At 66.3% G+C, this 25,261-nt stretch carries 23 protein-coding genes; all 23 read left to right on the top strand.

Annotated elements, in window-relative coordinates; translation table 11 throughout:
* The first annotated feature begins 67 nt into the window (after window positions 1–67).
* The 23 genes from fliD to ACT7B3_RS10115 all read left to right on the top strand — a co-directional run bounded on the left by fliD (window position 68) and on the right by ACT7B3_RS10115 (window position 25,233).
* A complete protein-coding gene (fliD, locus tag ACT7B3_RS10225; RefSeq protein ID WP_445157864.1) occupies window positions 68–1,495 on the top strand; it encodes a flagellar filament capping protein FliD in 1,428 nt (475 codons plus the stop codon).
* Between the two features lie 58 nt (window positions 1,496–1,553).
* On the top strand, window positions 1,554–1,973 hold the full coding sequence (gene fliS / locus ACT7B3_RS10220; RefSeq protein ID WP_444677489.1) for a flagellar export chaperone FliS: 420 nt from the start codon (window positions 1,554–1,556) through the stop codon (window positions 1,971–1,973).
* A 1-nt stretch (window position 1,974) separates the two neighbouring features.
* Window positions 1,975–2,358: a flagellar protein FliT gene (locus ACT7B3_RS10215; protein WP_445157863.1), complete on the top strand. Its 384-nt coding sequence runs from the start codon at window positions 1,975–1,977 to the stop codon at window positions 2,356–2,358.
* On the top strand, window positions 2,355–3,653 hold the full coding sequence (gene fliK / locus ACT7B3_RS10210; protein ID WP_445157862.1) for a flagellar hook-length control protein FliK: 1,299 nt from the start codon (window positions 2,355–2,357) through the stop codon (window positions 3,651–3,653). Before ACT7B3_RS10215 ends, fliK begins: the two co-directional genes overlap by 4 nt.
* The gene (locus ACT7B3_RS10205; protein WP_445157861.1) at window positions 3,646–3,933 is read left to right on the top strand and encodes an EscU/YscU/HrcU family type III secretion system export apparatus switch protein; all 288 of its coding nucleotides are present in this window, start codon (window positions 3,646–3,648) and stop codon (window positions 3,931–3,933) included. The genes fliK and ACT7B3_RS10205 overlap by 8 nt, the downstream gene beginning before the upstream one ends.
* 321 nt (window positions 3,934–4,254) lie before the next feature.
* Window positions 4,255–4,581 (top strand): flagellar transcriptional regulator FlhD, encoded by a 327-nt coding sequence (flhD, locus tag ACT7B3_RS10200; RefSeq protein ID WP_444677494.1) that lies wholly within the window; start codon window positions 4,255–4,257, stop codon window positions 4,579–4,581.
* Between the two features lie 3 nt (window positions 4,582–4,584).
* Entirely contained in the window at window positions 4,585–5,163 is a 579-nt protein-coding gene (gene flhC, locus ACT7B3_RS10195) for a flagellar transcriptional regulator FlhC (protein ID WP_445157860.1), read from the top strand.
* A gap of 172 nt (window positions 5,164–5,335) precedes the next feature.
* Window positions 5,336–6,208, top strand: coding sequence for a flagellar motor stator protein MotA (gene motA, locus ACT7B3_RS10190; RefSeq protein WP_444677495.1), 873 nt, complete (start codon window positions 5,336–5,338; stop codon window positions 6,206–6,208).
* Complete coding sequence (gene motB / locus ACT7B3_RS10185) at window positions 6,205–7,152, top strand: flagellar motor protein MotB (RefSeq protein WP_445157859.1); 948 nt, start codon at window positions 6,205–6,207, stop codon at window positions 7,150–7,152. Before motA ends, motB begins: the two co-directional genes overlap by 4 nt.
* A 40-nt stretch (window positions 7,153–7,192) precedes the next feature.
* Complete coding sequence (gene cheA, locus ACT7B3_RS10180; RefSeq protein WP_445157858.1) at window positions 7,193–9,265, top strand: chemotaxis protein CheA; 2,073 nt, start codon at window positions 7,193–7,195, stop codon at window positions 9,263–9,265.
* Entirely contained in the window at window positions 9,262–9,756 is a 495-nt protein-coding gene (locus ACT7B3_RS10175) for a chemotaxis protein CheW (RefSeq protein ID WP_444677497.1), read from the top strand. The genes cheA and ACT7B3_RS10175 overlap by 4 nt, the downstream gene beginning before the upstream one ends.
* A 65-nt stretch (window positions 9,757–9,821) precedes the next feature.
* Window positions 9,822–11,159 carry a methyl-accepting chemotaxis protein gene (locus tag ACT7B3_RS10170; RefSeq protein WP_445158869.1) on the top strand — a complete coding sequence of 446 codons (1,338 nt, stop codon included), beginning with the start codon at window positions 9,822–9,824 and terminating at the stop codon, window positions 11,157–11,159.
* 133 nt (window positions 11,160–11,292) lie between these two features.
* Window positions 11,293–13,476: a methyl-accepting chemotaxis protein gene (locus tag ACT7B3_RS10165; protein ID WP_445157857.1), complete on the top strand. Its 2,184-nt coding sequence runs from the start codon at window positions 11,293–11,295 to the stop codon at window positions 13,474–13,476.
* Window positions 13,473–14,339: a CheR family methyltransferase gene (locus ACT7B3_RS10160; RefSeq protein WP_445157856.1), complete on the top strand. Its 867-nt coding sequence runs from the start codon at window positions 13,473–13,475 to the stop codon at window positions 14,337–14,339. The genes ACT7B3_RS10165 and ACT7B3_RS10160 overlap by 4 nt, the downstream gene beginning before the upstream one ends.
* A 178-nt stretch (window positions 14,340–14,517) precedes the next feature.
* Complete coding sequence (locus ACT7B3_RS10155; protein WP_445157855.1) at window positions 14,518–15,579, top strand: protein-glutamate methylesterase/protein-glutamine glutaminase; 1,062 nt, start codon at window positions 14,518–14,520, stop codon at window positions 15,577–15,579.
* A gap of 50 nt (window positions 15,580–15,629) precedes the next feature.
* Window positions 15,630–17,336 carry a methyl-accepting chemotaxis protein gene (locus ACT7B3_RS10150; RefSeq protein WP_445157854.1) on the top strand — a complete coding sequence of 569 codons (1,707 nt, stop codon included), beginning with the start codon at window positions 15,630–15,632 and terminating at the stop codon, window positions 17,334–17,336.
* Between the two features lie 62 nt (window positions 17,337–17,398).
* Window positions 17,399–17,788, top strand: a complete 390-nt coding sequence (gene cheY, locus ACT7B3_RS10145; protein WP_444677500.1) for a chemotaxis response regulator CheY — start codon at window positions 17,399–17,401, stop codon at window positions 17,786–17,788.
* Between the two features lie 37 nt (window positions 17,789–17,825).
* On the top strand, window positions 17,826–18,518 hold the full coding sequence (gene cheZ, locus ACT7B3_RS10140; protein WP_444677501.1) for a protein phosphatase CheZ: 693 nt from the start codon (window positions 17,826–17,828) through the stop codon (window positions 18,516–18,518).
* Between the two features lie 192 nt (window positions 18,519–18,710).
* Complete coding sequence (flhB, locus tag ACT7B3_RS10135) at window positions 18,711–19,907, top strand: flagellar biosynthesis protein FlhB (protein ID WP_445157853.1); 1,197 nt, start codon at window positions 18,711–18,713, stop codon at window positions 19,905–19,907.
* Entirely contained in the window at window positions 19,904–21,985 is a 2,082-nt protein-coding gene (gene flhA, locus ACT7B3_RS10130) for a flagellar biosynthesis protein FlhA (RefSeq protein ID WP_444677502.1), read from the top strand. Before flhB ends, flhA begins: the two co-directional genes overlap by 4 nt.
* 12 nt (window positions 21,986–21,997) lie before the next feature.
* Window positions 21,998–24,247 (top strand): flagellar biosynthesis protein FlhF, encoded by a 2,250-nt coding sequence (flhF, locus tag ACT7B3_RS10125; protein WP_445158868.1) that lies wholly within the window; start codon window positions 21,998–22,000, stop codon window positions 24,245–24,247.
* Entirely contained in the window at window positions 24,248–24,826 is a 579-nt protein-coding gene (locus ACT7B3_RS10120) for a hypothetical protein (protein ID WP_445157852.1), read from the top strand.
* Entirely contained in the window at window positions 24,823–25,233 is a 411-nt protein-coding gene (locus tag ACT7B3_RS10115) for a flagellar protein FlhE (RefSeq protein ID WP_445157851.1), read from the top strand. Before ACT7B3_RS10120 ends, ACT7B3_RS10115 begins: the two co-directional genes overlap by 4 nt.
* Window positions 25,234–25,261 lie beyond the last annotated feature (28 nt).

Below are 25,261 nucleotides of genomic sequence, written 5' to 3'. Positions count from 1 at the left end.
TGCGGGCTTTTCACCGGAACTCATGGCGCGAAGCCTGCCAGAATAGTGGCATCAAGAAGGAAGCGTCATGGCTACGATAAGCTCGCTAGGCATTGGTTCAGGGCTCGATCTCAACGGCCTGCTCGATCAGCTCAACGCCGCCGAGCGTGGCAAGCTGGCGCCCATCAAACGGCAGCAGCAGAGCCACCAGGCCAAGATCTCGGCCTACGGTAAGCTGCAGAGCGCCTTGAACAAGCTGCAAGAGTCGGCGGCCAAGCTCAACGACCCGAAGTTCTTCCAGAGCGTATCGAGCAACGTGACCGGCAGCGGGGTCAAGGCGGCGGCAAGCGGCGAAGCCCAGCCGGGGCGCTTCGACGTAAAGGTGCAATCGTTGGCGCGGGCGCAGAGCCTGGCGACCGGTGGGTTCGCCGAGGCCGCCAGGTTCGATGCCGGCAGCCTGAAGATTGAGTTGGGCGGGCGGGATACGCCGCTGGATATCAAGATTGCCGCGAACAGTTCGCTCAAGGATATTCGTGACCAGATCAACGCGGCCAAGGGGGGCGTCAGCGCCTCCATCGTCAACGATGGCAGCGCGGAGCATCCCTTCCGGTTGGTGCTGACCAGCACCAAGACCGGTACCGAAGCCGCCGTGACCGGCATGCGCTTCGAGCTGGCGGGCGGTGGTACCGATGCACGCTTCGACTTCGCGCCGCCTACGCCCGGCGAAGAGGGCGACGAATACCCGGCGGAATATGTCGGCCTGCGCCAGACCGTTGCCGCCGCCAATGCCAACCTGCTGGTGAACGGTATCGCCATCGTCAGCCAGACCAATCGCGTGGAAGGCGCCATCCAGGGGGTGACGCTGGACCTTGAAGAGGTGACGGGGGATGGCAGCAAGACCACGGTGGTAGTGGAGCGTAACACCCTGGCCATCCGCGAAGCGGTGGGTGGTTTCGTCAAGGCCTACAACGACCTGCGCAAGACGGTCGGCGAGTTGACCATGTTCAATGCCGACACCGGGGCAGCCGGCGAGCTGCTCGGCGACGGCGCACTGCGTACCGTGGAGTCGCGTCTGCGCGGCGTGCTCAGCGGCGGGGTGGGGGAAGGTCAGTTTCGCATGCTGTCGGACATCGGCATTTCGCTGCAGCGCGACGGTACGCTGAAACTCGACGAACAGAAGATGAGCGGCATCGTGGCCAGCGACCCCCAGGCCCTCTCCGCGTTCTTCGCCGGGGAAGACAAGTCGGGCGGGCTTGCCGGCAGGCTGGGCGATACCCTGGATCAGGTGCTGCGCGACCGCGGCCTGCTGGACAACGCCAAGCGCGGCCTGGAATCGCGTATTTCGGGGCTCAAGGATCGCTACGAGCGCATGGAGCGCAGCATCGAGCAAACGATCCAGCGCTATCGGGTTCAGTTTGGCCAGCTCGATGCCATGATCGCCAACATGAATCAGGTCAGTGACTACCTTTTCCAGCAGTTCGACATCATGAACGCCCAGTTGGGGCGCAAGAAATAGCGGCTGCTGACGGTATGAGCCGCTGCAAAAGAAGCCAGAACCACAGGAGAGTTTCGCCATGACAGCCATGCGAGGAGCCGCCAACTATGGCCGTGGCGCCGGCGCCTATGCGCGCGTTGGTGTGGAAAGTGCCGTGATGTCCGCAAGCCCGCATCAGCTGATCGTGATGCTGTTCGATGGCGCCCAGGGCGCGATTCGGGCGGCGCGCATTCACCTGCAGGCGGGCAATGTCGCCGAGAAGGGCAAGGCCATCTCCAAGGCGCTCGATATCGTCAACAACGGCCTGGCGGCGGCGCTTGATACCGAGAAGGGCGGCGAGATCGCTGAGCGGCTCGGCTCGCTCTACGATTATGTGGCGCGCCTGCTGCTGGCGGCCAACCTGCACAACGACGTGGAAAGCCTCGATCAGGCGGAAAGGCTGCTGGAAGATGTCGCCTCGGCCTGGCGCGAGATTGGCGGCACGGGAGCGCAGAGCTGAGATGGCCATGTCCACTGCCGGGGTGGTGCTCGATGGTTATAGGCGCCTCAGGGAGCAGGTGGCGGCCATGCTGGTGCTGGCCGAGACCGGCGACTGGGACGCGCTGATCGAGCAGCAGGCTGATTATCTGCAGCTTGTCGACCGGCTGCGGCAGCTCGACGTTGAGGTGACGCTTGGCGTCGATGACATGGTACGCAAGGCCGAACTGCTGGAAGCCATCCTGACCGACGACCTTGCCATTCGCGAGCAGCTGATGGTGCGTCGCAGCGAACTGGGTCGGCTGATGGACAGTGGCCGCCGCCAGCGCGACCTGCATCGCAGTTACGGCAAGCAGGCGGCGGTGGTGGTCGACGCTAGCGACAAGTTCGGTACGGGAACCCCGTGAGCGGCATCACGCCGCTATTGGATACGTTGCTGCACCAGGTGCTGGGCAAGCGCGTCGACATTCCCACGCCTCGCGATCTCAACGAGCCGGTGCGGCCGGTGGCGGCCGGCGAGGGGCCGCGCGCCCTGCACAGTGACTCGCGGCTGGAAGGGCGGCGGCCTGCGCCACTGCCCGCCCAGGGAGCCGCCGCTGCGCCCCAGCGCGAGATGGCCGCTCGCCCGGCAGCAGACGGGGGCCATGCGCCGGCTTCCGCCCAGACGCACTTCAGTCCTTCCGGGCGCACCATCGCCGATTTGCTGATTCGCTTTCCCGCCCCGCCCTCCGTGTTGACCAGCCCCGCGGCGCTGATGCGGGAGGGTGAGCCCCCGCAGGCCGCTACGCTGGCGGCGCGCCTGCAGGGCAGCGTGCGGGACAGCGGGCTGTTCTACGAGGCCCATCTGTCGCGCTGGTATCGCGGCGAGGTGAGCCGCCAGCAGCTCGAGCAGGAGCCGCAGATGTGGCGCACCTTGCGCTTCACTCCGGTGGCGACCGCCGCCCAGGCCGCCGCCGCGCAGGCCACCACCGTCCAGACCGCTGCCGCGTTTGGGCAGGTGACAGCGCCGGCGGGGGGCGCTCCGCTGACGCCTTCCGCTGTGGTGGCGACGGCGACGCTGGAGGCGTCACGACAGGCGTCACGGCTGGGTGAGGGGGGAGCCATGCTGGATTCCGGCCGGTCTTCCGCCCGGCCGCTGGAGGTTCCGTCGCGGATGGGCATGCCGGGGGGCGAGCCCGGGGCCAAGCCAGGATTAGCCTCGACGGAGGCTCAGCCGCCCGCGGGGCGTGAAGCGCTTGAGGCTTCCCACCGGGTTCGAGGAGGCGCAGAGCCGGTGCATGAAAGCCTGCAGGGGCTGGTGCGCCACCAGCTCGAAATGCTGGTCACGCCGGTGCTGCGCTGGGAGGGGGACGTGTGGGCCGGCATCTTTCTCGCGCTGGTGGTGAACGTGCCGCCGGGCGCCAGGCGCGAGGAGGAGAAAGACCAGGACGACGGCGACGAGCCGGGAGGCGAGGCCTGGCATTCCGAAATGACGCTGCGCGTGCCCAGCCTGGGCGATATCGGCGTGGCGATGTGGCTGCAGGGCACGCAGCTGCGGCTAGAGCTGAGCGCTTTCGATACTGCCTTGCGGGATAGACTCGAACGCGAAGCGGGCCTGCTGGAGCAGCGCCTGCAGGATGTCGGCCTTACTCGGGTGCTGATCGACGTGCGGCGCGGCGAGAGGTCGGGCGAAGGCCGCGGCGAGGAATGGGGAAATGGCTGATTCGAAACCCGAGCGGCGACGTCAGGCGGTTGCCCTGGCGTATCGCGAGGGCGACGATGCCCCGCGGGTGCTGGCCAAGGGCTATGGCGACATGGCGGAGCGGATCCTCGCGGAGGCGAAGCGCCAGGGAATCTACGTACATGACGCCCCGGAGCTGGTGTCGCTGCTGATGGGGCTCGACCTGGATGAGCGAATACCGCCGCTGCTGTATCAGGTCATTGCCGAGCTGCTGGTTTGGGTCTACGAGCTGGAGCAGGGTGAGAAAGGTAAAGATTTGTAAAAAAATGTATCCAAAAAATCGCCTGGGTCATGAGACGCGCGGATTGTCAATTGTGCAGCGTTGCTTTTTTCTCTCGTAAACCCAACGGGTTACAGGCTTAATAAAAAAGTATTGATCTACGTCGAACGTTGACTGGGCGTTCTGATGCTTTTGGCTGGTTGGCAATTCCTGTTTCTTAACGTCACAATCCGTTTCGATTCCGTTGGCGCCGCATGATGCCCGGGTATGAGCCCTTGGCTCACGGGCTCTACCACCGGTGAACATCGGAACGTAACGACAAAACGATAGGACACGCGCCAGGCCGCGTGCAGGGAACAGTCAATGAAAGCCATGAACTATCTGGACGAGATCCAGGAGCTCAACCTTGCTTACCTTCTGTTGGCTCAGCGGCTGCTGAATGACGATCGCGCGGCGGCCATGTTTCGCCTCAAGGTCGACGAAGAGACCGCCGACCTGCTGGTGTCGCTCAGCGCAAGCCAGCTGACCCGCCTCGCCCGCACCAATCAGCTGCTGTGTCATTTTGGCTTCGAAGGCGCCGACAGGCTGCGCCAGGTCGTCGACAATCCCCGGGAAAACGGTCTGGCCCAGTTCCATGCTTCGCTGCTGATGGCGGTGCAGGGCGCTTCGTCACCGGCTCGGGAGCGCTGAGCGATGGCGCAGAAGAGTCTTGTCGAGGAAATGCAGCAGGTCCAGCTGGCTATCGAGCTGATCGAGCTTGGCGCGCGCCTGCAGGTGCTGGAGTCGGAAACCGACCTGAGCCGTGCACGCCTCATACGGCTGTTCAAGGAAGTGCGTGGTATGTCGCCGCCCAAGGGCATGCTGCCGTTTTCGACGGACTGGTTCATCACCTGGCTGCCCAACGTGCACGCTTCGCTGTTCTATAACATCTATCGCAGCCTGCTTGATAACCAGGGCTGCGAACGCATGCAGGCCTTCGTCACTGCCTACCGCCTCTACCACGAGCAGGTCAGCCTCGACGGCGTGGAGCCGGTGCTGGGGCTCACCCGTGCCTGGACGCTGGTGCGCTTCTTCGAGAGCGACCTGCTGCAGCTGTCGAGCTGTACCTGCTGCGGGGGGCGTTTCGTCGCCCATGCACACTCGCCGGAACACGACTACGCCTGCGGGATCTGCATGCCGCCGTCGCGAGCGGGCAAGACGCGCAAGCGGCGCGAGCAGGAGCTGGGCGAAGGGCTCGACCTAGTGGCGCCCTTGGTTCGCCGGGTAGGTTGATCCAAGGCGGTCATGGTAATGACCACACTCCTTGAAAAACAGCCCTTGAAAAAGCAGCACGCCGTTCCGGTTCGTCCGGAGCGGCTTTTTTTCGTGAAAGTCTCAAGTCGACAGCCGGCGTGCCGATATCTCCAGCATATCGTCGCCACACATCCATGAAAGGGTATCGGTTGTGCTGATTCTTCTGGGGTATCTCGTCGTCATTCTGTGCGTGTTCGGCGGCTTCGTGCTGGCGGGCGGCTTCCTTGGCCCCCTGTACCAGCCGACCGAGCTGCTGATGATCGGCGGCGCCGGGGTAGGGGCCTTCATCGCCGCCAACAACGGCAAGGCCATCGTGGCCACGTTCAAGATCATTCCCAAGCTGAGGCGGACCAAGAAGTACAAGAAGGACATGTACATGGAGCTGCTGGCGGTGCAGTTCAAGCTGCTCAGCAAGATCCGCCGTGAAGGCATGCTGGGCATCGAGCGCGACATCGACAGCCCCCAGGACAGCGCGCTCTTCCAGGAGCACCCCAAGGTGCTGGAAGACCCTATGATCATGAATTTCCTGACCGACTACCTGCGCCTGATGGTTGCCGGCGGCATGGACCCGATGGAAATCGACGAGCTGATGCTGCACGAGATCGAGACCTTCGAGCAGGAGGCGCACATTCCTGCCGATGCCATTGCCAAGGTGGGCGACGCCATGCCGGCATTCGGCATCGTGGCGGCGGTCATGGGGGTGGTGAAGGCGCTGACTTACGCCGATGCCGGGCCGGAACAGATGGGCGAGATGATTGCTCACGCCCTGGTTGGCACCTTCCTCGGCATCCTGTTGGGCTACGGCTTCATCAATCCCGTGGCCAGCAGCATCGAACGCCAGATCAAGGAAGCGGAAAAGATGCTGCAGTGCATACGCATCACGCTGCTGGCCAGCCTGCACGGCTACGCGCCGCAGCTGGCGGTGGAATTCGGGCGCAAGGCGCTGCATACCGCCGAGCGGCCGGGGTTCACCGAGCTGGAAGAGTACGTGCGTAATGCCAAGTCGGGTGCTGCAGTCGAATGAGTGCGGGCGGCGATAAGCGTCCGATCGTCATTCGGCGCAAGAAGATCGTCCACGCGCACCACGGCGGCAGCTGGAAGATCGCCCTGGCCGACTTCATGACGGCGCTGATGGCGCTGTTCCTGGTCATGTGGATCCTGTCGGTGGCAAGCGAGGAGCAGCGCCAGGGGGTGGCCGACTATTTCAGTACGCCGCTGACCACCGCCATTACCGGTGGCGATCGCTCCGGCAGCACCCGCGTGATTCCCGGGGGCGGTCCCGATCCGGCTCACAGCGACGGAGAGCGGGCGCGTATCGATACGCGTGAGTTCACGCGGCCGAGCGAACAGCAGCGGCGCTTCTTCATGGACCTGCAGCGACGCATCGAGGCGGCGATCAACGCCGACCCGGAGCTGCGTGAGCTGCGCCAGCAGATGCGCTTCGATCTCACCCCGGAAGGGCTGCGCATCCAGCTGCTCGATGCCGAACATCGGCCCATGTTCGACCTGGGCAGCGATCGCCTGGCGCCGTACATGCGAAGCCTGCTGCGCACCATCGCGCCGTTGCTCAACGACTTGCCGAACTACCTCAGCATCAGCGGCCATACCGATAGCGTGCCCTTCGTCGGCGGCTATCGCGGCTACAGCAACTGGGAGCTCTCCAGCGACCGGGCCAATGCATCGCGCCGCGAGCTGGTGCAGGGCGGGCTGGATTCGAGCAAGCTGCTGCGCGTCTCGGGTTTTGCCGACCGCGTACCGCTGCCCGACACCGACCCTGCCGATGCCGACAACCGCCGCATCGAGCTGCTGGTGCTGCTGCCGGAGGTTGCCGAATACATTCGCCGCCCCAGCGTCCTCGAAGGCCCGGGGGTACCCAGCCCGATGAGCAGCCGGCTCGAGGGCGAGGTGAACGTGGCCCCGGTGGAACAATTCACGGAAAGCCTGCGACGCTCACTCGGCGCCGAGTGAGCGGCGTGTGGAACACAAACTGACTTGGTGGTGACTGCGCATGGATATCACGGATTTCTATGACACTTTCTTCGAGGAAGCCGACGAGCTGCTGGCCGACATGGAGCGCTACCTGCTGGAGCTGGACGTCGACGCGCCGGATACCGAGCAGCTCAACGCCATCTTTCGTGCCGCGCACTCCATCAAGGGAGGGGCGGGCACCTTCGGCTTCGAGGTGCTGCAGCGCACCACCCACCTGTTCGAGAACCTGCTGGATCACACCCGCAAGGGCGAGCTCGTGCTTCGTCGGGACATCGTCGACACCTTTCTGGAAACCAAGGATATGCTCAGCGACCAGTTAGACGCCTACCGCAACGGTGACGAGCCCGACCAGGAGGCCTTCGAGCGTATCTGCCAGACGCTGCAACGCATCGCCCTGGAGGAGATCGGCCAGAACCTGGAGGGGGGCGCTGCGGCGCCGGTCGCGCCGCCGCCGGTAGCTGCACCGGTGGCGCAAGCCGAGCCCGTCGTCCAGGGCCAGCGGGTGGTGGCGCTGCTCAACGTGCGCGAGAAGGATCGCCAGCTGCTGGTCGAGGAGCTCGCCCAGCTCGGCGACGTGGTGGCACAGGGGGGCGATGAGGCGCGCTACGAGGTGACGCTGGTCTCCACGGTGAGCAACGACGACATCGAGGCGGTGATGTGCTTCATCGTCGATGCCGACCAGCTGCAGATCGTATCGGCCCCGGATGCTGGCCCGGCGCAGGCGCCTGCCGAGGCGGCATCCGCACCGGCTGCCGCTGCCGTCGAGCCTGCGCCGGCCGCGCCCGCGGTGGTGCCAGCGGCCGAGCCCAAGGCCAAGCCGCCGGCGAAGGCGAAGGCCAAGGGGGCCGGGGAGTCCACCTCGATTCGCGTTTCCGTCGACAAGGTCGACCAGATCATCAACCTGGTGGGTGAGTTGATCATCACCCAGTCGATGCTCGATCAGACGGTCAGTGAGCTGGAGGGCGTCGCCGACGGCGCCCTGCTGAACGGCATGAGCCTGCTCCAGCGCAATGCGCGGGACCTCCAGGAAGCGGTCATGTCGATCCGCATGATCCCAATGGACTTCGTCTTCAGCCGCTTCCCCCGCGTGGTGCGTGAAACCGCCGCCAAGCTGGGCAAGGAGATCGAGCTGGTTACCGAGGGCGAGTCCACCGAGCTCGACAAGAGCCTCACCGAGCGCATTATCGACCCCTTGACCCACCTGGTTCGCAACAGCCTCGACCACGGCATCGAGCCGCCCGAGGTGCGTGAGGCGTCGGGCAAGCCGCGCACCGGCAAGCTGGTGCTATCGGCCAAGCATCAGGGCGGCAATATCATCATCGAAGTGATCGACGATGGCGCCGGCCTCAATCGCGGCAAGCTGCTGGCCAAGGCGCGCGAAAGCGGTCTGCCCGTCTCGGATGCCATGAGCGACGACGAGGTGTGGCAGCTGATCTTCGCCCCTGGCTTCTCCACCGCCAAGGAGGTGACGGACGTGTCCGGCCGCGGCGTCGGCATGGATGTGGTCAAGCGCAACATCCAGGGCATGGGCGGTCATGTGCAGATCATGTCGCGTGCCGGAGAGGGCACCACCATCCGTATCGTGCTGCCGCTGACCCTGGCCATCCTCGACGGCATGTCGATCAAGGTCGGCAACGAGATGTTCATCCTGCCGCTGTCGGCGGTGCTCGAATCGCTGCAGCCGGCCCGAAGCGATCTCTACGCCATGGCCGGTGACGACGTGGTGCTCAAGGTGCGCGACGAGTACCTGCCGGTCGTGGCGGTGCACGAGGCGCTCGACGTGCCCCAGGCCAAGACCGAGCTGACCGACACCATCGCCGTGATCGTGCAGGGCGAAGGGCGGCGCTACGCCCTGCTGGTAGATGACCTGGTGGGCCAGCAGCAGGTGGTGGTGAAGAACCTCGAGACCAACTATCGCAAGGTGCCGGGCGTATCGGCCGCTACCATCCTGGGCGATGGCAGCGTGGCGCTGATCCTCGACATTACCGGCCTGCACCGGCTGAGCCGGGCCAAGAAGGAGAAGCGTCGGCCCGAGCGCAGCCTCACCCCTATAGAAGCCCTATCCGACACAACGCTGGAGACAACGCCATGAAACAGTCGTCAGACGCGGCCCTGGTGGCGGCCGAAGCCCACAATCGTGAATTCCTGGTGTTCTCGCTGGGCGATGAAGAGTACGCCGTGGATATCCTCAAGGTGCAGGAGATTCGCGGCTATGAGAACGTCACGCGGATCGCCAACGCGCCGGACTTCATCAAGGGCGTGACCAACCTGCGCGGCGTGATCGTGCCGATCGTCGACCTGCGCATCAAGTTCCACCTAGAAAAGGTCGAGTACGGCGGTCAGACCGTGGTGATCGTGGTCAACGTCGAGGATCGCGTGGTCGGCATCGTCGTCGACGGGGTTTCCGACGTGATGACGCTGTCGCCGGACCAGATCAAGCCGGCGCCCGAATTCGGCGTCACCCTGTCGTCGGATTTCCTCAGCGGGCTTGGCAGCCTCGACGACCGCATGCTGGTGATCGTCGACATCGACAAGCTGCTAACCAGCGATGAAATGGAACTCGTCGAACAGGTCGCCGACTGACGCGCGGCGAAGCAACCCAGCGTGTTCAGTGCGTTGCAGGCCGATATGGGGAATATGGGTAAATGATGAAGCTTCTTGACAACCTGACCGTACGGGCCAGCTGGTTTCTGGTGCTGCTGTTCTTCGGCGGCATGATCGTGGCGCTCAGCTTGCTGGGGCTTTATGCGCTGAGGCTGGGCGGCGAGGCGGTTACCGCCATGGCGCCTCATGCCGGCGACTCGGGCGCGTCGTATCTGGCGTCGTTTACGCTCATGGCCGACAGGATGCGCCTGGGCATCGTGGCCGTGCTGGCGGGGTCGGTCGGCGTGATGCTGGTCGTGGTGTGGGGCATCAACGCCAACGTACTGCAGCCGCTGGCGCGGCTGGTGGGCTATTTCGAAGGGTTGGCCAGGGGCGACCTCGCGCAGCCGGTGGAGAACCGCGGCAACAACGAGATCGGCCGCCTGTTCACCGCCCTCAAGCACATGCAGGAAGGGCTTTCCAGCACGGTCGGTACGGTGCGCCGCAGCAGCGAAGGCATCTTCCTGGGCGCCCAGGACATCGCCGAGGGCAATGGCGAACTCTCCTCGCGCACCGAGCAGCAGGCCGCCTCCCTGGCCGAGACCGCCTCCAGCATGGAGCAGCTGGCCTCGACCGTGGAGCACAACGCCGACAACGCACGCCAGGCCAGCCAGCTTGCCGCCGAGGCGTCGCGTACCGCCGTCCAGGGGGGGGAGGTCGTCGGCGAGGTGGTGGCGACCATGCACGACATCAACGCCAGTGCCCACCGCATGTCGGACATCATCAGCGTGATCGACAGCATCGCCTTCCAGACCAACATCCTGGCCCTGAACGCTTCGGTAGAAGCAGCGCGGGCCGGTGAGCACGGCCGCGGCTTCGCGGTGGTGGCCCAGGAGGTGCGCAACCTGGCGGGGCGCAGTGCGGGGGCGGCCGGGGAGATCCGCACGCTGATCCAGGCGTCGCTGGAAAAGGTCGATGTCGGTACCGCACGGGTCGACAAGGCGGGCCAGACCATGCGGGAGATCGTCGCGGCCGTGCAGCGCGTCAGCGACATCATGGACGAGATCGCCTCGGCTTCGCAGGAGCAGAGCAACGGCATCGGTCAGGTGAACCAGGCGGTGACCCAGATGGATCAGGTGACGCAGCAGAATGCGGCGCTGGTGGAGCAGGCGGCCACGGCGGCGACCCAGCTCGAGGCGGAGGCGTCGCGCCTGCGCGAAGCGGTGCTGCGCTTCCGCCTGGCGGGCCAGGCCTCGCCGACGCCGGCCGGTCCTGAGGCGAAGGCGGCGCTGCCCTCACGTGAACAGGACCCGCTGCCGGCATCCCGGCGCAGCGAGCCGGCAGCCGGTGCGTCCGGCGGCGTCCGGCGCCAGGCCCAGGAAGAGGATTGGGCTTCGTTCTGAAGCGGGCGACTGCATCCAAGGTGAAACGACAAGGCAGCACGACAAGACGATACAACAAGAACGGCAGGCGACCTGCTTGCGGCTGCACGGCCGCGCAGGCATCGCATGGGGCATTGGCCAGGGGGGCAAGACAATGAGTGACCATCAGGCGGTAACACAGCGCGAATACTCGCTGGACGAGCAGCATCTGCTCATCACTCGTTCGGATCTGGAAGGGCGCATCACCTATGCCAACAAGGCCTTTGTCGAGGTCAGCGGCTACGACCTCGATGAGCTGATCGGCGCGCCGCATCGCCTGATCCGCCATCCCGACATGCCGGCGCAGGCCTTCGCGGATCTGTGGCAGACCATCAAGCGCGGCGGCACCTGGCAGGGTGTGGTCAAGAACCGGCGCAAGAACGGCGATCATTATTGGGTGCATGCCACGGTGACGCCGATCCTCGAGGGCAAGGTGTGCCATGGCTACACCTCGGTGCGCACGGTCGCGACTGCGGAGGAAGTGGCCGCCGCGGAGCGGGCCTACCGCCAGCTGCGCGACGGCCGCGGCAGCACGGCCCTTCACCAGGGGCGCCTGGTGCGTCGTGGCCCGCTGGGCTGGCTGGCACGCCTCAATGTGCGCACCCTGCGCGCCAAGCTGATCACCATGACCGTGGTGCCGGTGCTGCTGCTGCTGCTCAGCGGCGGCGTCGGATTCTACGGGCTCAAGGTGTCCGGCGAACGGGTCCAGCAACTCAACGTCAACGGGGTGCAGGACATCGCCAACCTGCAGCGTATCGACCAGCTGCTGAGCCAGCTGATGATCGATCTCGAGCGTCCGGTGCGCAATCCGCGCTCGCTGCGCCCCGAGCAGATGGATGCCCTGGCGCAGGAGGTCGACGAGGTCGTCGAAACGATGCAGGACGCCTGGCAGCGCTTCCTTGCCGGCGAAGAAGCGCAGCAAGGCTCGGTAGCCGAGCTGTCGGGGCAGCTCGATAGAGCCATCGCACAAGGCATCCAGCCGGCCATGGATGCGCTGCTCAACGGCAGCGGTTTCGTCGCCTACGAAGCCTACAACGAGGTGCTGCGGCCCGAGGCCAACGCCATCAGCCAAAGTATCAACGTGCTGATCGAAGGCAAGCTGGTCTTTGCTAACCAGCTGGCCGTGCAGGCCGAGCGCGGCCAGCTGGCCATGCTCATGGGCCAGGCCATCGCCGTTGCGGGGAGCATCCTGTTCCTGTTTCTGCTGGGCTTCTGGACGCTGCGTGCCGTCATACGACCGGTGAGGGAGGCCGAAGCCTTCACGCTGCAGATCGCGACGGGCAACCTGGCGGTGAGTTCGCCGCAGCGCCGCCACGACGAGATCGGCGCCCTGTTGCGTGCCCTGGATACGATGCGCAAGAGCCTTTACAGCACCACCGATACCATTCGCAAGGGCATCGACGTGGTCACTCCCGCCACCCGCGCCATCGCCCAGAGCAACGAGGACCTCTCCTCGCGCACCGAGCAGCAGGCCGCCTCGCTGCAGCAGACGGCCTCGAGCATGGAAGAGATGACCGCCACGGTGCGCCAGAACACCGACAACGCCCGGCAGGCCAGCGGGCTTGCGCTCGACAACGCCGGGCGCGTTCAGGAGACCGGTGAGCTGATGCACGGTGTGGTCGAGACCATGCAGCGCATCACGGCGGGTGCCGAAAAGATGAAGCAGATCATCAACGTCATCGACTCCATCGCGTTCCAGACCAACATCCTGGCGCTCAACGCCTCGGTGGAGGCGGCGCGAGCCGGCGAGCAGGGGCGCGGCTTCGCCGTGGTGGCGGGCGAGGTGCGCAACCTGGCCGGACGCAGCGCGGAGGCTGCCAAGGAGATTCGGCGCCTGATCGATGGTTCGGCCGACGAGATCCTGCAGGGGGCGAGCCAGGTCGAGCGTGCCGAGCGCGCCATGGCCGAGGTGGTCGCGGCGTCGGCGCGAGTCAACGACATCATGGGCGAGATCACGGCGGCGTCGGAAGAGCAGAGCAGCGGCATCGGCCAGATCAATCAGGCGATCACCGAGATGGATCAGGTCACGCAGCAGAACGCCGAGCGCGTGCAGCACAGCGCTCGTGCGGCCAGCGACCTGCGGCGCCAGGCCGAACTGCTGGAGCAGGCCATTCGTGCGTTCCGCCTGCGTGATGCGGGCCAGGAGCGGGTCGAGGCACTGGCTTCGCCCGCCGAGGCGGCGCGCGATAGCCGTGCCGGTGCGGAGCATGCCATGTCCCGCCATGGGGATCCGCTTCCTGCCAGGCGAGCACCGGCCAGGGCCGCCAGGGTGAATGATGAGGAGTGGGAAACATTTTGACGCCACGAGACGAGCCCGGCACTGATGCCGGGCAATGGTCGGGATTGGGTCAGCTGGAGCGCGACCTGATCCTGACGGATGAGGATTTCGGCAAGATCCGCCAGCTGATCTACCAGCGGGCCGGGATCGTGCTGGCCGAGCACAAGCGCGAAATGGTCTACAGCCGCCTGGCCAAGCGCTTGCGCCATCACGGCATGACGCGCTTCAGCGACTACCTGGCGCGGCTTGCCAAGCAGCCCGATGCCCGTGAGTGGGAAGCCTTCACCAATGCCTTGACCACCAACCTGACCGCGTTCTTCCGCGAGGCCCACCACTTCCCGCTGCTGGCCGAGCACGTACGCAAGGTCACTGGGCCGGTGCGGGTGTGGAGCGCGGCGGCCTCCACCGGGGAAGAGCCCTACTCGATCGCCATGACGCTGCACGAGGCGCTCGGCTCCCGGGTCGCGGACGCTAGGGTGGTGGCAACCGACATCGACACCGAGGCGCTGGCGCGGGCACGGGCGGGGATCTATCCGCTCGAGCAGGTGCGCAAGCTCGAGGAGGAGCGCATCAGGAAGTTCTTCCAGAAGGGCCGCGGTCCGCATGAGGGGCTGGCGCGGGTGCGCCCTGAGGTGGCCTCGCTGGTCGAGTTCCTGCCGATGAACCTGCTGGCGTCGACGTGGCCCGTGAAGGGCCCCTTCGATGCCATTTTCTGCCGCAACGTGATGATCTATTTCGACAAGCAGACCCAGGCGCGAATCCTTGAGCGCTTCGCGCCGCTGTTGAAGCCCGACGGCCTGCTGTTCGCCGGCCATTCGGAGAACTTCTCCTACATCAGCAAGGTGGTTCGCCTGCGCGGCCAGACCGTTTACACCCTGGCGTAGGCGACGCCCGAACCTCGCTGAGCGAGGGTTGGCCGTTCGCCTGCATGGAACGGGCGCGCTCGGGCAGCCAGCAAAAACTCCCGTGGACATTAAAGTTTTTTACGCCCAGGCCGATGGTGTGCCTATGGATTGTCGGCCTGGGCCGCGACAAGCGATTCTCAAACAAGGAGGCCTTGCCTTGGGATCGAACAAGATCAAGGTGCTGTGCGTTGATGATTCGGCGCTGATTCGTGATCTGCTGACCGAGATCATCAATTCGCAGCCGGACATGGAGGTGGTGGCCGTCGCCCCCGACCCCCTGGTGGCACGCGACCTCATCAAGCAGCACAACCCCGACGTACTGACCCTGGACGTCGAGATGCCGCGCATGGACGGCCTCGACTTCCTGGAACGGCTGATGCGCCTGCGCCCCATGCCGGTGTTGATGGTCTCCTCGCTGACCCAGGCCGGCTCGGAGGTGACGCTGCGGGCGCTGGAACTTGGCGCGCTGGACTTCGTGGCCAAGCCGTCGCTGGGGATTCGCAGCGGCATGCTGGAGTACGCCAACGACATTGCCGAGAAGATCCGCGCCGCGGCCAAGTCGCGGCCGCGCCAGGTGCGCCACAGCGAAGCTTCGCCCCGGCCGCAGCTCAAGGCGCCGCTGATGTCGAGCGAAAAGCTGATCATCATCGGTGCCTCCACCGGGGGCACCGAGGCGATTCGTGCCGTGCTGGAGCCGCTGCCGGCCAACAGCCCCGCCATTCTCATCACCCAGCACATGCCGGGTGGGTTCACGCGGTCGTTCGCCGAGCGCCTGAACCGGCTGTGCAGCCTGACGGTGAAAGAGGCGAGCGACGGTGAGCGCGTGCTGCCGGGGCACGCCTACATCGCCCCGGGCGATGCGCACCTGAAGCTGGCGCGCAGCGGTGCCAACTACGTGGCGCGCCTGGACGACGGGCCGCCGGTGAATCGCCACCGCCCCTCGGTCGACGTGCTGTTTCATTCGGCCGCCACCCAGGCCGGCCGCAATGCCATCGGGGTGATCCTAACCGGCATGGGCAAGGATGGCGCAGCGGGCCTGCTCGAGATGCGCCAGGCCGGCTCGGCCACCCTGGCCCAGGACGAGGCGAGCTGCGTGGTGTTCGGCATGCCGCGGGAGGCCATCGCCGTGGGTGGCGCCGGTGAGGTCGTCAGCCTGCACGACATCCCCGAGCGCCTAATGGCGCTGGTGGCGGCGTCCGGTCGGGCGCAGCGAGTCTGACGGAAGAGCAGAAGACGAATTCACGTCTCGATAAAATGGGAGCTCCTGACATGAACCGCCTGGTTCGCAATCTCAGTATCCATGTCACCGTGATCGCGGCACTGCTCAGCTTTGCCGCCTTGATCAGCCTGGTGGCGGCGCTGTCCATGCTGTCGGATCGCAACGCCGACCGTGTGATGGCCGACCTGAACCGCATCAGCATGCAGCAGCTCAATGAGATCAATCGTGGCGATGCGCTGCTCAACGTGGCCCGGGTCAGCCTCGAGATCGCCTCCAACCAGATCATGCTGGGCCGCATGGCCGAGGCCAATCGTCAGCTCGACGTGGCGCTCGACCGCTTGCAGCGGGCGGAAGCGCGCCTCAACAACTTCATCGAGGCGCCCAAGTCCGAGGCGGCCGAGGCCCTGGCCGTGCCCCTCATCGACAGTTTCCGCGCCGTCCTGGCGCTGTCGCGCGAGCAGCACGAGGCGCTCGACCAGCTCAACACGCCGCGCTTCGGCAGCCTGCGCGACAGCCTGCTGGCGCCGAGCCAGGCGCTGGACGAGAGCATGACCGCCTTTGTCTTCTTTGGCTTCGATTCCGGCCAGGCGATGACCGACGCCTTCCAGGCCCAGGCTACTCGCTTCGGATGGATTCAACTGGCGGCGCTGGTGCTGGCCATCGTTGTGCTGGGCCTGGTCTATGCCGGGCTGCGGGTTACCGTCATCGGCCCGCTCAACTCCGCCGTGACGCACCTGCAGACCATCGCCAAGGCCGACCTGACCGTGCGTATCCCTGAGGGCAGCCGCAACGAGCTCGGCAAGCTGTTCAATGCCATGCGCAACATGCAGCAGAGCCTGGTGCGCATCGTCGGCCAGGTGCGCGACAGCAGCGCCTCTATCCATGTCGGTACGCGGGAGATCGCCAGCGGTAACAACGACCTCTCCTCGCGCACCGAGCAACAGGCCGCCTCGCTCGAGGAAACTGCCGCGAGCATGGAGCAGATCACCGCCACGGTTCGCCAGAACGCGGACAATTCCCGCCAGGCCAGCGGCCTGGCGCTGGAGGCTTCCACCACCGCCGAGCGCGGCGGCGAAGTGGTGGGCCGCGTGGTGGCGACCATGAGCGCCATTTCGTCCAGCTCGCAGAAGATCAGTGATATCACCAGCGTGATCGACTCCATCGCCTTCCAGACCAATATCCTAGCGTTGAACGCCTCGGTGGAGGCGGCGCGGGCCGGCGAGCAGGGACGTGGCTTCGCCGTAGTGGCGGGTGAAGTGCGCAACCTGGCCAGCCGCAGCGCCACGGCGGCCAAAGAGATCAAGACGCTGATCGAGGGCTCCGTGGCCCAGGTCAAGGAAGGGTCGGTGCTGGCCCAGCAGGCGGGGCAGACCATGGAAGAGGTGGTGGTCTCGGTGCGCCGTGTCACCGACATCATGGATGAAATTTCCGCGGCCTCCCAGGAACAGAGCGACGGCATCGAGCAGGTCAGCCAGGCCGTGGGCCAGATGGACCAGGTCACCCAGCAGAATGCCGCGCTGGTTCAGCAGGCTTCCGCGGCGGCGGCCTCGCTCGAGGAGCAGGCCAGCCGGCTGGAGCAGGCCGTGGCGGTGTTCCGCCTGGCCGTTGAATCGCATGCGGCCGGGCGTCACGACGCGCCGGCCCTGGCAGGCCCGACAACCCAAGGTGCACGCCCACCGGCACCGCGCGAGATCGACCCCAAGCCGCGCAGCAGGCGCGACGCCGCCACGGCGGAAGGGGAGTGGGAAGCGTTCTGAAGCAGGACGGCAACAGCGCTGCCGCCAGTCCAACCCTGTAAGACGAAAGAAGAGGAAACCTGATGGCTGACAAGAACATGAGCTTTCTGGTGGTCGACGATTTTCCGACCATGCGCCGGATCGTTCGGAGCCTGCTCAAGGAACTGGGATACACCAACGTGGAAGAGGCGGAGGATGGACAGGAGGCGCTGAACAAGCTGCGTTCCGGCTCCTTCGAGTTCGTCGTGTCGGACTGGAACATGCCGAACCTGGATGGCCTCGAGATGCTCAAGCAGATTCGCGCCGATGCCGCCCTGAAGGACCTGCCGGTGCTGATGGTGACCGCCGAGGCCAAGAAGGAAAACATCATCGCCGCCGCCCAGGCCGGTGCCAGCGGTTACGTCGTCAAGCCGTTCACTGCCGCCACGCTGGAAGAAAAACTCAACAAGATCTTCGAAAAACTGGGCAAGTGAAGCCGGCGGGGCGCCCGCTTGCAGAGGAGTGAACAAGATGAGCGTAAACGAGCAGCCCACCGGGGGTAAGTTACACGGCGCCGCTGGCGAAGATCTGGTCCAACGCATTGGGCAGTTGACGCGCATGCTACGAGACAGCATGCGCGAGCTGGGGCTGGACAAGGAGATCGAGAAGGCCGCCGAGGCGATTCCCGATGCTCGCGACCGGCTCAACTATGTGGCCAGCATGACCGAGCAGGCGGCGCACCGGGCGCTGAACGCCATCGACCGGGCGCAGCCGCTGCAAGACGAGCTCAGCAGCGAGGCCGAGGCGCTCGACAAGCGCTGGGCCGAGTGGTTCGCCGCGCCCAAGGAGCTCGATGAGGCACGGGAGCTGGTCAAGGAGACCCGCTCCTTCCTGACCGAAGTGCCGGACAAGGCCCAGGCCACCCAGCGGGAGCTGCTCGAGATCATGATGGCCCAGGATTTCCAGGATCTGACGGGCCAGGTCATCAAGAAGATGATGGACGTGATTCGTGAGATCGAGAACCAGCTGGTGCAGGTGCTGATCGACAACGTGCCTGATGGCGAAGAGCGCGAGAAGATGCAGCGCCAGGCCAACGACCAGCGCGAGTCCCAGGCACGCAAGCGCGAGGATCTGCTCAACGGCCCGCAGATCAAGCCCGAAGGGGCCGATGTGGTCAGCAGCCAGGACCAGGTAGACGACCTGCTGGACCAGCTCGGCTTCTAGGCCGCCCGCCGCGTGCCTGGCCATTCGGCCTGGCACGCGACCGTGGGCTGACGCCGGTTAACACAGCGCCAAGATATGCCTTCGGCGCCGATGGTCGTGGTGATAAAGCCACGATCATCGGCGCTTTTTGGCGTATGGCGCTCGGCCCCGAGACGCCACAATGGCCACCGTGCAGAGGAATGTCCGGGAACCATGGCCGACGAAAGCAGCGATCAGGAAAAGACGGAAGAGGCGACGCCACGCCGGCTGGAGAAGGCCCGGGAAGAGGGGCAGGTGGCGCGCTCCCGTGAATTGACCACCTTCATGCTGCTGCTTGGCGGGGTGGTGGGCATGTGGTCCATGGGCGCGATGCTCTACGACCAGTTGGGACTGGTGATGGAGCAGGCCTTCCTGTTCGAGCGCCGCCAGGCGTTTGAAACTGGCCCCATGCTGGTGAAGGTGCTCGACCTGGGGCAGCGCACCCTGATCACCATGCTGCCGCTGTTCCTGCTGCTGACGCTGGTGGCGCTGGTGGCGCCGGTGATGCTCGGCGGCTGGCTGATGTCGGCCAAGTCGCTCAAGCCCCAGCTGTCGAAGCTCAACCCCCTCAAGGGGCTGAAGCGCATGTTCGGCACCCAGGCGCTGGTGGAGCTGTTCAAGGCCGTGGCCAAGTCGACGCTGATCGGCGGTGTCGGCATGGCCTACCTCTATGTTCATCGCGGCGAGTACCTGTCGCTGATGGATCAGCCCACCACCCAGGCATTGGCCCGGGCGCTGATGATGGCAGCCCAGGCCTGCGGCCTGATGGTGCTCACTCTGCTGGTGGTGATCCTCATCGATGTGCCCTACCAACTGTGGAGCCACAGCAAGAAGCTGCGCATGTCCAAGGAGGAAGTGAAGCGTGAGCACAAGGAGTCGGAGGGCGATCCGCACGTCAAGGCGCGAATCCGTTCCCAGCAGCAGGCGATGGCCCGCAACCGCATGATGAGCAAGGTACCCGAGGCCGACGTGATCATTACCAACCCGACCCATTATGCCGTGGCCCTGCGCTATGACGAGCAGCGCATGGGCGCTCCGCGCGTGGTGGCGAAGGGCACTGAGCTGGTGGCGGCGCGCATCCGCGAACTCGGCCAGGAGGCGGGGGTGCCGCTGCTGCAGGCCCCGCCGCTGGCGCGTGCTCTGTACCACCACGTGGATCTCGACCAGGAGATCCCGTTCGACCTGTATACCGCCGTGGCGGAGGTGCTGGCCTGGGCCTTCCGCCTCAAGCATGTGGCCAAGGAGGGAGGCGAAGTGCCACCGATGCCGGAAGACTTGCCCATACCGCCGAGCATGGATGTGCCGGCGGGCGGCACGCCGCCTGGGGATGCTCCCCAAGGGCCGGCGGCAACTAGCGGGGCGCGAGAATGAAGTCGTTGAGCCATCTCATCGGTCGCCGTGACTGGATGGGCGATGTACGCATGAAGCTGCTGGCCGGGCCGATCCTGATCCTCATGATCCTGGCCATGATGATCCTGCCGCTGCCGCCGTTCGCGCTCGACCTGCTGTTCACCTTCAACATCGCGCTGGCGATCATGGTGCTGCTGGTCAGCATGTTCACCGAGAAGCCGCTGGACTTCGCTGCCTTCCCGGCCGTGCTGCTGTTCACCACGCTGCTGCGCCTGTCGCTCAACGTGGCCTCCACGCGAGTGATCCTGATGGAGGGCCACCAGGGCGGCGACAGCGCCGGCAAGGTGATCGAGGCGTTCGGTACCTTCCTGGTGGGCGGCAACTTCGCCGTCGGCCTCGTGGTGTTCCTGATCCTGGTCATCATCAACTTCATGGTCATCACCAAGGGGGCCGGGCGTATCGCCGAGGTGGGCGCACGCTTCATGCTCGACGCCATGCCGGGCAAGCAGATGGCCATCGATGCCGACCTCAATGCCGGGCTTATCGGCGAGGAGGACGCGCGCAAGCGCCGCGCCGAAGTTGCCCAGGAGGCCGATTTCTACGGCTCCATGGATGGTGCCAGCAAGTTCGTGCGCGGCGACGCCATGGCCGGCCTGGTGATCATGGTAGTCAACGTGATCGGCGGCCTGCTGATCGGCATGCTGCAGCACGGCATGGGCTTTGGCGATGCCGCCAAGACCTATACCCTGATGACCATCGGCGACGGCCTGGTGGCGCAGATTCCCGCGCTGGTGATCTCGACCGCGGCAGGTGTGACCGTATCGCGGGTCAACACCGAGCAGGACGTGGGCCAGCAGATGATCAGCCAGCTGTTCGTCAATCCGCAGGTGATGATCCTGGCGGCGATGGTCATGGGGCTGCTGGGCCTGGTGCCCGGGATGCCCAACCTGGTGTTCCTGATCTTCACCGGGCTGCTGGCCGGGCTGGCCTGGATGCTGACGCGGCAGAAGGAGCAGCGGCTGGTGGAGCAGGAGATTGGCGCCGAGCCGCCGCCACAGCCGGTGGCCCCCGAGGCCAGTTGGGACGACGTGCAGCTGGTCGATACGCTGGGCCTGGAAGTGGGCCACCGGCTGATTCCGCTGGTCGACCAGCGCCAGGAGGGCGAGCTGCTGGGGCGCATCAAGAGCGTGCGCAAGAAGTTTGCCCAGGAGGTCGGTTTCCTGCCGGCGGTGGTGCATATCCGCGACAACCTCGAGCTGGGCGCCAATACCTATGTGATCTCACTCAAGGGGGCGGAGATCGGGCGCGCCGAAGCCTATCCCGGCCAGTGGCTTGCCATTGACCCGGGGCAGGTTACCGGCCAGCTGCAGGGGACGCCCACCGCGGACCCCGCCTTCGGCCTGCCGGCGGTGTGGATCGATGCCGGCCAGCGGGAGCATGCCCAGGTCTACGGTTACACCGTGGTCGATGCCGGCACCGTCATTGCCACCCATCTCAACCACCTGCTGCACCGCCATGCCGGTGAGATGCTCGGCCGCCAGGAGGTGCAGAAGCTGCTCGACAAGCTTGGCGAAGAGCAGAAGTCGCTGGTCGATGACGTGGTGCCCAAGTCGCTCAGCCTCACTGTGCTGCAGCGTATCCTGCAGAACCTGCTCGAAGAGGAGGTCTCGATCCGCGACCTGCGCACCATCCTCGACTGCCTGGCCGAGTACGCGCCGGTGCAGAAGGATGCCAGTGAACTCACGGCGCTGGTGAGAATGGCGCTGGGCCGCTCGATCACCCAGCAGTGGTTCTCCGGCCAGGACACGCTCAATGTGATCGGCCTCGAGGCGCAGCTCGAGCAGGTGCTGATGCAGGCCATGAACGGCAACGGTGCCTTGGAGCCCGGTCTGGCCGAGACCCTGATGAGCCAGGCCGAGCAGGCGCTGGAGCGCCACGAGGCGAGCGGCGAACCGCCGGTCATGGTGGTACAGCACAGCTTGCGCCCTCTGCTGGCGCGCTTCCTGCGCCGTCGCCTGCGTCATCTGGTGGTCATGTCGCAAGCGGAAATTCCCGATGACCGGACGCTGCGTGTCTCGACCTGGGTAGGAGGGCGGTAAACCATGAGTGTGATGCGTTTCGTTGGAGCCAACAGCCGGGAAGCGATGCGGCAGGTGCGCGAGGCCCTGGGCGATGAAGCCCTGATCCTGGCCAATCGCCGCGTCGAGCAGGGGGTCGAGATCCTGGCCATGGCGGAATCGGGTACGCCTCAGCCGGAGGCCCCGGCGCGGCCCGCCACGTCGACTGCCTCCGCGACGCCGCGCCAGGCGCAGGGTGCTTCGACCCAGGTGGGCACGGTTCAGCCCGGCGCGATGTCGCCTGGAGCGACATCGCCCGGCCAGGACCCAGCCCAGGCCTTCGAGGCGATGAGCGCGCGGCTGCTCGAGGAAATGCGCGACATGCGCGCGCTGCTGACCCGCGGCCAGGGCCCGGCGGGGGAACAAGAGACGTGCCGAGACGCGCTTGCGCGCCAGCTAGAGGAGGCGGGCTTCGCCGCCGCGCTGGCGGCCGAGCTCGTTTCCACGCTGCCCGAGGAGCTGGCCCTGGATGGTGCCGCGAACGACCAGGTTCAGGCCTGGCTGCAGCGCCAGCTGGTCCAAAGGCTGCATGCCCTGGGCAACGAGGGAGAGTTTCTCGACCATGCCGGCATCGTGGCGCTGATCGGGCCGACCGGGGTGGGCAAGACCACCACCACGGCCAAGCTGGCGGCACGCTACGTCAAGCGTCACGGTACTCGCCCGGTGGCGCTGGTGACCACCGACAGTTTCCGTATCGGTGCGCACGAGCAGCTGCGCATCTACTCCCGCCTTCTCGATGTGCCCATGTATGCGTTGAACGCCGACCAGCCGGTGTCCGACTTGCTCGAACGCATGCGCGGAAAGTCCTGGGTCATCATCGACACCGTCGGCATGAGCCAGCGCGACCAGCGCGTGATCGAGCAAGTCTCGCACCTGCGCGGCGCCAGCACGCCGGTGCGCCTGGTGCTGATGCTCAACGCCGCCAGCCAGCCCGAAACCCTTGAGGAAGTGGTCGTGCGCTACCGTCAGGCTACCCAGGCGGCCGGCGCGGAGCTCACCGACTGCATCATCACCAAGCAGGATGAGGCGGGCCGACTGGGGCCGGTGCTGGACATCATCCTGCGTCACGGGCTGCGGCTGCTGTTCGTCTCCCACGGCCAGCGTGTGCCGGAAGACATGTCGCTGGCCGCCCCCGACTCGCTGGTGCACCTGGCCCTGAGCCAGCGCCGCCCGGTGCGGGGGGCGGGCAGCCGCCAGGCAGCGGCGCCCGCCGCCACGCGCCAGTACGGCCTGTTGAGCCAGGGCCGGCGGGTTGCGGTGATCCTGCGTGAACTGCGTCGTCGCCTGGTCGGCTTCGAACATCTGGAAGCGGGGTGGGATCTGCTCGGCCTGCCGCCCTCGGTGCAGCAGCAGCGCCTCGATGCGCTGTGTGCCAAGCCCTCGCCCCTGCACCCGTTGGGCGTGATGTGGAGCGAGCGGGCCAAGGTGGCGGGTGAGGCCTGGGCGATGCCGGATGTGGCCCTCGACCACGATGGTGCCTGGTCGGCCCTGCCTTGGCTGCAGCACCGCCAGCCGCCGGGTCTGCAGGCTCGGCTGGCCGCTGCCCGCGCCCAGGGAGCTTCACTGCACCTGCTGCGTGGCCTGCCGGATGCCGAAGCCGGTGCCTGGCTGGAACGCGAAGGCCTGGCCTGGTGCAGCCTGGTGCGTGGGGGGCAGCGCGTCGTCTACGCGGGCGAAAAGCAGCCGCTTGCGGCACTTGCCGGGTTGGGGGAGCCGATGGCGCAAAGAGACAGCCGCTATCGCGGGGCGCCTTGCCGCCTGCACTTGGCTCGGCTACCGGTGACGCTGGCGCTGAAGGGCAGCGGGCGCCGCGGCGACGAGCTAACGGCCCAGGCCTGGCTGGGTGAGCTGCGCGATGGCGAGAACGACCAGCTGCTGGCCCGGCGCTTTTGGCTGGCGCCGGCCCGCCTGGGCAACGACCTGGAGCCGCTGCTGGTGACCCAGCTGCAGAGCGATGCGCTGCCCCAGCTGGCCCGGCGTGCCTGGCAGCAGCTGACGCCGGCCGAACTCGGCGAGGTGCGTGCCGATCTGCGGCTGCTGCTGGCGGGCGGCTTGGCCACCGTGGCCCTTCAGCTGGACCTAGTCGAAGATGACTCGGCACGCGACCTGCGTGCCGAACTGCTGGGGCTGGCCGGTGGGCGTCAGCGACGCCGCGATAGCGCCCTGCTTGGCGCCCTGGTACAGCTGTTCCTGATCCGCGATGCGATTCGACAACTGGGATTTGGCGAGAGGGAGACAGGCTAGATGGGAACCGATCAGGCCGCGGGCCTGCGCGAATGGGTCTCGTCCTCGGCGCCAGCGGGGGAGTGCCCGATGCACATCGCCGAGGCATTGCTGCAGCTGGCGACCGAAGGCGGGGGGGCGCCGGCCAAGGCGCGTCCTGCGCCGTCCACGCCAGCCACTGCGCCCATGCGCGTCGCGCCGCCATCGGCCGGTGCGGTGCGTACCCTGATGGTGCTCGGGCTGCCCGGCGCCTCGGTGGGCCAGACCGAGCGGGTCACCCAGCTGCTCGAAGCCTGGGCGAAGGAGGGGCGACGCTGGGTGGGCGATCCGGCCAGCTGGCGCATCGTAGCGCTGCCCGTTACCAGCCCGCACCTGCCGGTGCTGGCCATGGAGCAGCCGCACTGGGCGCTGTGGGTCGAGGACGATCTTGACGCCTTTCGCCGCGCGTTTCGCCAGCTGCGCCAGGTGGTGGAGCAGGGCGGGCCGCAGCGCCTGCTGGCCGTGCACCCCCCTCACGTGGGTCGCAAGGGACTGTTGATGAACCTGCGCCATGTGGCGGCAAGCTATCTCGATGTCGACCTGCTGGTGCTGGCGCGATGAGCCGCCGCCTCGTCCTTGCTGCACTTGTGGGGCTGGTTGCCGCCCAGGCGTCGAGCGTCCAGGCGGCGGGAAGCTGGGTGGCCACGGCACCAGCGGTGCAGGTGGCCATGGCCGATCGCCAGATCGCTTCGGCCGCGCTGCAGCCGCCGAGCCCTGCCCTGGCGCAGGGCCAGGTGATTCGCCGGATCGGCTGGCAGTACCAGGCCCCGCCGGGAGCGGCGGTCGATGCCTGGCTGTGTCACCCGGATACCTGCATGCGCCTGCCTGGGGCGCGCGGGCACAGCGAGGCCCTGGCCGGACTGCCCGCCGACGCCGCGCTGCATTTTCACTTTTCCCTGCAGGATGCGCGGCAACGCATCGCCACCCTGCAGGGCTTACAGGTCATCGTCGATCATGAGCGGCGCTGACGGGTGCCATCGGATTCTCAGCAATCCT

It is taken from the genome of Halomonas sp. E14 (assembly GCF_052568415.1).
Note: the sequence above shows the minus strand (reverse complement) of the source record. Positions and strands in the feature narration are given on the sequence as shown.

What these genes read in the sequence shown, in the direction of transcription:
- ACT7B3_RS10215 (WP_445157863.1), top strand. Translation starts at nt 1,975, where the DNA reads ATGGCCATGTCCACTGCCGGGGTGGTGCTCGATGGTTATAGGCGCCTC.
- cheZ (WP_444677501.1), top strand. Translation starts at nt 17,826, where the DNA reads ATGAGCGTAAACGAGCAGCCCACCGGGGGTAAGTTACACGGCGCCGCT.
- flhF (WP_445158868.1), top strand. Translation starts at nt 21,998, where the DNA reads ATGCGTTTCGTTGGAGCCAACAGCCGGGAAGCGATGCGGCAGGTGCGC.
- ACT7B3_RS10205 (WP_445157861.1), top strand. Translation starts at nt 3,646, where the DNA reads ATGGCTGATTCGAAACCCGAGCGGCGACGTCAGGCGGTTGCCCTGGCG.
- fliD (WP_445157864.1), top strand. Translation starts at nt 68, where the DNA reads ATGGCTACGATAAGCTCGCTAGGCATTGGTTCAGGGCTCGATCTCAAC.
- cheY (WP_444677500.1), top strand. Translation starts at nt 17,399, where the DNA reads ATGGCTGACAAGAACATGAGCTTTCTGGTGGTCGACGATTTTCCGACC.
- flhB (WP_445157853.1), top strand. Translation starts at nt 18,711, where the DNA reads ATGGCCGACGAAAGCAGCGATCAGGAAAAGACGGAAGAGGCGACGCCA.
- ACT7B3_RS10165 (WP_445157857.1), top strand. Translation starts at nt 11,293, where the DNA reads ATGAGTGACCATCAGGCGGTAACACAGCGCGAATACTCGCTGGACGAG.
- flhD (WP_444677494.1), top strand. Translation starts at nt 4,255, where the DNA reads ATGAAAGCCATGAACTATCTGGACGAGATCCAGGAGCTCAACCTTGCT.
- ACT7B3_RS10120 (WP_445157852.1), top strand. Translation starts at nt 24,248, where the DNA reads ATGGGAACCGATCAGGCCGCGGGCCTGCGCGAATGGGTCTCGTCCTCG.
- ACT7B3_RS10170 (WP_445158869.1), top strand. Translation starts at nt 9,822, where the DNA reads ATGAAGCTTCTTGACAACCTGACCGTACGGGCCAGCTGGTTTCTGGTG.
- cheA (WP_445157858.1), top strand. Translation starts at nt 7,193, where the DNA reads ATGGATATCACGGATTTCTATGACACTTTCTTCGAGGAAGCCGACGAG.
- flhA (WP_444677502.1), top strand. Translation starts at nt 19,904, where the DNA reads ATGAAGTCGTTGAGCCATCTCATCGGTCGCCGTGACTGGATGGGCGAT.
- flhC (WP_445157860.1), top strand. Translation starts at nt 4,585, where the DNA reads ATGGCGCAGAAGAGTCTTGTCGAGGAAATGCAGCAGGTCCAGCTGGCT.
- fliS (WP_444677489.1), top strand. Translation starts at nt 1,554, where the DNA reads ATGACAGCCATGCGAGGAGCCGCCAACTATGGCCGTGGCGCCGGCGCC.
- ACT7B3_RS10150 (WP_445157854.1), top strand. Translation starts at nt 15,630, where the DNA reads ATGAACCGCCTGGTTCGCAATCTCAGTATCCATGTCACCGTGATCGCG.
- ACT7B3_RS10115 (WP_445157851.1), top strand. Translation starts at nt 24,823, where the DNA reads ATGAGCCGCCGCCTCGTCCTTGCTGCACTTGTGGGGCTGGTTGCCGCC.
- motB (WP_445157859.1), top strand. Translation starts at nt 6,205, where the DNA reads ATGAGTGCGGGCGGCGATAAGCGTCCGATCGTCATTCGGCGCAAGAAG.
- ACT7B3_RS10175 (WP_444677497.1), top strand. Translation starts at nt 9,262, where the DNA reads ATGAAACAGTCGTCAGACGCGGCCCTGGTGGCGGCCGAAGCCCACAAT.